Origin of the sequence: Pseudonocardia sp. McavD-2-B, assembly GCF_024124365.1 — a bacterium.
GTDB lineage: Bacteria > Actinomycetota > Actinomycetes > Mycobacteriales > Pseudonocardiaceae > Pseudonocardia > Pseudonocardia alni.
In genome coordinates this window covers 1-4,724 of sequence record NZ_JAMXSG010000355.1, presented here as the reverse complement: position 1 = coordinate 4,724, position 4,724 = coordinate 1, and the positions used below count along the sequence as shown (strand labels likewise).

Genomic DNA, 4,724 nt, shown 5'->3' with positions numbered 1-4,724 from the left:
GGACCGCAGCAGCCCGCGCCCCAGCAGGCGCAGCCGGTCCAGCAGGCGCAGCACCCGGAGGCTCCGCAGGAGCGTCCGGTGCAGCAGGCGCCGGGCAGGCAGGCGCCCGCACCGCTGCCGAAGCGGGAGGGTGGCCGGGCCGCGGGCCCGGCGGGCCTGGCCGCGAACGCCGCCGGTTCCTCGCAGGACGCGCTGTTCGCACCGAAGGTGCCCGTCGAGGGCGACCGGGGTCAGCTCCGGCGCCCCGGGGCGGTCGAGTCGGCCCGGGCCCAGACCGGGTTCGACATGGGTCAGACCACCCCGATCTTCGACGACATCGCCTCGGCCTGGTTCCGCTCGAACCGCTCGGTGCCGGTCCGCTGGCAGGACGGCGCCGGCCCGAACGACCGCGCCCCGGCGCCCCCGTCGGGCTTCGCCTCCCCCGCCGACGACGTCTGGCGGCAGGCCCGCGAGGCCACCGACGGCGACGAGTCGGAGACCGCCGGTGACGACCTGACGACCGCCGGACTGCCCAAGCGACGCCCGCGGGCGCGACTGCTCCCGGGCAGTGCGGCAGGATCGACCGTGCTCAGCCCCGCTCCGGCGGAGCCGAGGGACGCCGAGAGCGTCCGTGGCCGTCTCGCCAGCTACCAGCAGGGCGTGCGTCAGGGCCGGGAGAGCGCCTCCGGTGTCCGCCGCAACGCACTGGCCGGCACGACGGACACGGTCGACGGCGACTCCGAGCAGCACTACCCGCAGGACCAGCACGACCGGCAGGGCACCCGTGCCCCGCAGGACACCACCGCGACCGGCACCCCCGAGCCCGCCGCGGACCGACCGAACTCGTCCGACCCCGAGGAGAACCAGTGAGGGCACCGCAGGCACAGCCGAGCCAGAGCCGTTTCGGCTGGCTGGTCACCAACTTCGCGGAGCGCGTCCCGGGTGTCGCGCACGCCATCGTGGTGTCGACCGACGGGCTGCTGCTGACCGCGTCCGACCGGCTGCCGCGCGACCGGGCCGACCAGCTCGCCGCCGTCGCATCCGGTCTGGTCAGCCTGACCCAGGGCGCCGCGCGCTGCTTCGACGCCGGTGGCGTCGTGCAGACCGTCGTCGAGATGGACCGCGGGATCGTGCTGCTGATGTCGATCAGCGACGGCTCCTGCCTGGCCGTGCTCGCCTCGCCGAGCTGCGACATCGGCCTCGTCGGCTACGAGATGACGCTGCTGGTCGACCGGGTCGGCCAGCTGCTCACCCCGGAGCTGCGCGCCGAGCTGCAGGGTTCGTTCGGGCCCTGAGGCCGCGACTCCGGACCCCCAGGACGCGTTACCGTCATGCACCCCATCCCAGGATCGACCAGAGCGGGTGAGATCCGATGACCCAGGACCCGGGCGGACACGGCCCCGAGCCGACGTTCGCCGACGTCATGAACGGGTTCAGCCTGGACTCCAAGCGCAAGCCGAAGAAGCGCCGATGGGGGCGCAACCGTCCGGAGGACGACGTCGAGCCGGAGGTCGCCGCCCCCGGGCGCCCGGTCCCGCCGCCGAACCCGGCCGAGGTGACCGGCCCCATCGGCGGATCGGCGGCCTACGGGCTGCCGCCCACCCCGGCCGAGCTGGAGGCCCAGCGGACCGGTGACCGGCCGGACCGGCCGTCGCCGTCGCCGGCACAGAACACGGGGCCCGGCCCCGCGCACGACCCAGTGGCAGCGCCGCCGCCGGTGCCCCCGTCCGCGGGTGGCGCCGCCTTCGTCCGGCCCTACGCCTGGACGCGGGGACGGACCAAGTCGGGCTACGAGCTGGCCGTCGAGACCCTGGTCTCGGTCAGCAACCGGGCCCGCAGCCAGCTGGAACGGCTGCCGATGGAGCACCGCTCCGTCGCCGACCTGCTGCTCGAGCAGACCCGCTCGGTGGCCGAGGTCGCGGCGCTGCTGTCGCTCCCCCTGGGCGTGGCCCGGGTGCTGCTCGGGGACATGGCCTCGAACGGCACGGTGACCGTTCACCAGACCGCGAGCACCCCCGGCAACGCGCCGGACCTCGCGCTGATGGAAAGGGTGTTGAGTGGACTCCGTCGGCTCTAGGCCACAGCCGCCCCAGCCCGCGGCCGGGATGGCCCGTGCCGCGACGATGTCGGCCAAGATCGTGGTGGCCGGTGGGTTCGGCGTCGGGAAGACCACCTTCGTCGGATCGGTCTCGGAGATCATGCCGCTGACCACCGAGGCGGTGATGACCGAGGCGAGCGCGTCGCACGACGACCTCTCCGCCACCCCCAACAAGCGGTCCACGACCGTCGCGATGGACTTCGGTCGCGTCTCCCTGGACGCCGACCTGGTGCTCTACCTGTTCGGGACGCCGGGCCAGCAGCGGTTCTGGTTCATGTGGGACGACCTGGTCCGCGGCGCGATCGGCGCCGTCGTCCTCGTCGACACCCGGCGCCTGGCCGACTCCTTCGCCGCGATCGACTTCTTCGAGGACCGTGGCCTGCCCTACGTCGTCGGGGTGAACGCCTTCGACGGGCAGCTGCAGCACACCCTCGACGACGTGCGCGAGGCGATGTCGATCGACCCGGCCGTCCCGATGGTCGTGTGCGACGCCCGGCACCGGCAGTCGACCAAGGAGACCCTGATCGCGCTGGTGCAGCACGCGATGCACCAGCGGATGGCCGCCGGCGCGCGCTGACCCGTACCCGACCCGACCCGGACACCGCGGCGGCGCAGGCACATCGTGTGCCGGCGCCGCTGCGGTACCGCGTCCGGGGCTAGTCGCGTCCGGCCGGTTGCTCCGATCCGGCGTCCACCGGCGCGATCGAGGTGATGCGGTGCAGCTGGATGCGGCGCAGCTCGCCGTCGAGCGCGTCACGGCCCTCGACGTACCCGCCGCCCACCGAGACCGGCGCGAGCACCCGGTCCCCGGCGACGCCGTGCGCGTCGACGTAGCCGATCCACACGGTCCGGCCCTCGCGCACCGCATCCTGCAGCGAGGCCAGGTTCCCGGTCGCGCCGGTGAGTTCACGCCGCCCGGCGACGCTGTCGCGTACCCCGGCCAGGCGGTCCCCCGCCCGCAGCCGCTCGACGAGTTCCTCGGCCCGGTTCGTCGGGGACCGGTCGACGACCCGGCCGGCGTCCCGGGTGCCGCGACGCAGCCGCGGCTCGGTGCGCCGCCCCTTCGGCCCGAGGTCGACGACGGCGCCGACCGCGTCCTCCGCGGCCGGGCTGAAGCCGGCCGCCCGCAGCCCGTCGAGCACCTCGGCCAGCGGCAGCGAGCTGACCACGACGGTCGGGGCGATCCGGCGCAGCCCCAGCTCCTCGGCCGCGGAGTGCGCGAGCACCTCGGACAGGAGCACCTCGTCGTCGGAGCGCAGGAAGCAGCTGACCGCGCCGCCGCGCAGCCTGCCGTGCCGGCGGGCGACGTCGTCCACGAGGTAGGTCAGGGTCTGTGGGACCGGGGTGCGGGAACGGGCCTCGAGGATCGCGCGGACGTCGTCGGCGGTGCGGCCGGTGTCCAGCGCCCGGCGCAGGCTGCGCTCGGTGAAGCGGTACACCGTGGCGCCGCCCGCGGACTCGACCTCGGCCAGGATCGCGAGCTCGTGCGCGAGGTCCGCCGACAGCCGCCCGGGTGCGACGGCGGTCAGGTCGGCCTGGAGCAGGATCTCCTCCACCGGGGCGGGCAGCGCCGCGTGCAGCGCCGCGGCCAGCTCGGTGGGGTGCCGGCTGGGGTGCGCCGGGTCCGGGCGCAGGGCCGGGTCGAGCAGCACCCGCCCGGCCGTGGTGAGCGCGTCGAGGGCGACCACGCCGATCGCGGTGGCCTCGGCGACGGTCCAGCCGACCGTCTCGTCGCGCAGCCGTCCGCCGCGGCGCGGGGCGTGCCAGGCCAGCAGCCGCGCCAGGTCCTCCGGCGACCCCACCGAGGTGCCGGGCGCGAGGTCGGCGAGCGCGTCCAGGACCCGGCGGCGGTCCCGCGCGGCCGGCGGACGACGCGGCCCGTCGGACAGCGCGGTGATCGGCTTGCCGGTCTCGTCGCGGCGCCCCACGAGCCCGGGCAGCCGCGGCAGCTCCAGCCAGGCCTGGGCCAGCACCGCCCAGCGGGACTCCTCGGGACCGGTCCCCCACACGTCCCACGTGGTGGTCGGCAGCCACTCCGGTGTCACCGACTCGGTCGCCCCGACCAGGTCCGCGGCGTGCAGGATCTCCAGGACCAGCGCGGCGGTCGGCTCGTCGGTGTCGGCCGCCTTCGCCGCACGCTTGAGCTCGCGGACGCCGAACCCGCCCGAGCGCAGCACCGGCACGGACTCCCGCGCCAGCCACTCCAGGAGCAGGTCGGTGCGGCGCAGGAACTCCAGCGCGGCCCCCGCGCCGGTGCCGTCGACCAGCGGGGTCTCCCGCACGCGCAGCGGGACGTCCGGCCGGGACAGGTCCAGCGGCCCCATCGGACGGTCGCCGCGCAGGGCGAGCGCGACCTGGCGGGGCAGCTCGACGGTGTCGGCGTCGCGGCGCGTGAGCAGTCCCTTCTCGACGAGTGACCCGACCGGCCCGGTCGAGCCGTTCGCGTTGCGGGAGCGGCCGACCGGCGGGCCCTGGGCGAGCACCTCGAGGACCTTGCGCTCGTCGTCGCCCACCCCGGCGAGCAGCGTGTCGAGCTCGGGTCCCGCCGCCGCACCGGTGGCGGGGGCGCCGAGCCCGGCGGGCCACGGCCCGACGACGTCGGCGGCCGCAGGGACCAGCGACACCGCGTCGTCCGGGCCCCAGGCCA

4 protein-coding genes and 1 pseudogene are annotated in these 4,724 nt (G+C 75.9%); 4 read left to right on the top strand and 1 reads right to left on the bottom strand.

Going from position 1 to position 4,724, the window contains the following annotated elements; genetic code table 11:
• From NH602_RS28140 to NH602_RS28125, 4 genes and pseudogenes are all read left to right on the top strand, one after another.
• A pseudogene (locus tag NH602_RS28140) lies at positions 1 to 849 on the top strand (hypothetical protein); the annotation flags it as partial.
• Positions 846 to 1,274 (top strand): roadblock/LC7 domain-containing protein, encoded by a 429-nt coding sequence (locus tag NH602_RS28135; RefSeq protein WP_020623626.1) that lies wholly within the window; start codon positions 846 to 848, stop codon positions 1,272 to 1,274. The pseudogene NH602_RS28140 and the gene NH602_RS28135, both read left to right, overlap by 4 nt.
• A gap of 77 nt (positions 1,275 to 1,351) precedes the next feature.
• The gene (locus NH602_RS28130) at positions 1,352 to 2,056 is read left to right on the top strand and encodes a DUF742 domain-containing protein (protein WP_253069381.1); all 705 of its coding nucleotides are present in this window, start codon (positions 1,352 to 1,354) and stop codon (positions 2,054 to 2,056) included.
• A gap of 28 nt (positions 2,057 to 2,084) precedes the next feature.
• On the top strand, positions 2,085 to 2,654 hold the full coding sequence (locus NH602_RS28125) for an ATP/GTP-binding protein (protein ID WP_083474372.1): 570 nt from the start codon (positions 2,085 to 2,087) through the stop codon (positions 2,652 to 2,654).
• 79 nt (positions 2,655 to 2,733) lie between these two features.
• Here the strand turns inward: NH602_RS28125 and NH602_RS28120 are convergent.
• Positions 2,734 to 4,724, bottom strand: a 1,991-nt coding sequence (locus NH602_RS28120; protein WP_253069380.1) for a helicase-associated domain-containing protein, incomplete at its 5' end; no start/stop codon positions are given.

Coding starts and splice junctions, on each gene's coding strand:
- NH602_RS28130 (WP_253069381.1), top strand. CDS start 1,352: ATGACCCAGGACCCGGGCGGACACGGCCCCGAGCCGACGTTCGCCGAC.
- NH602_RS28125 (WP_083474372.1), top strand. CDS start 2,085: ATGGCCCGTGCCGCGACGATGTCGGCCAAGATCGTGGTGGCCGGTGGG.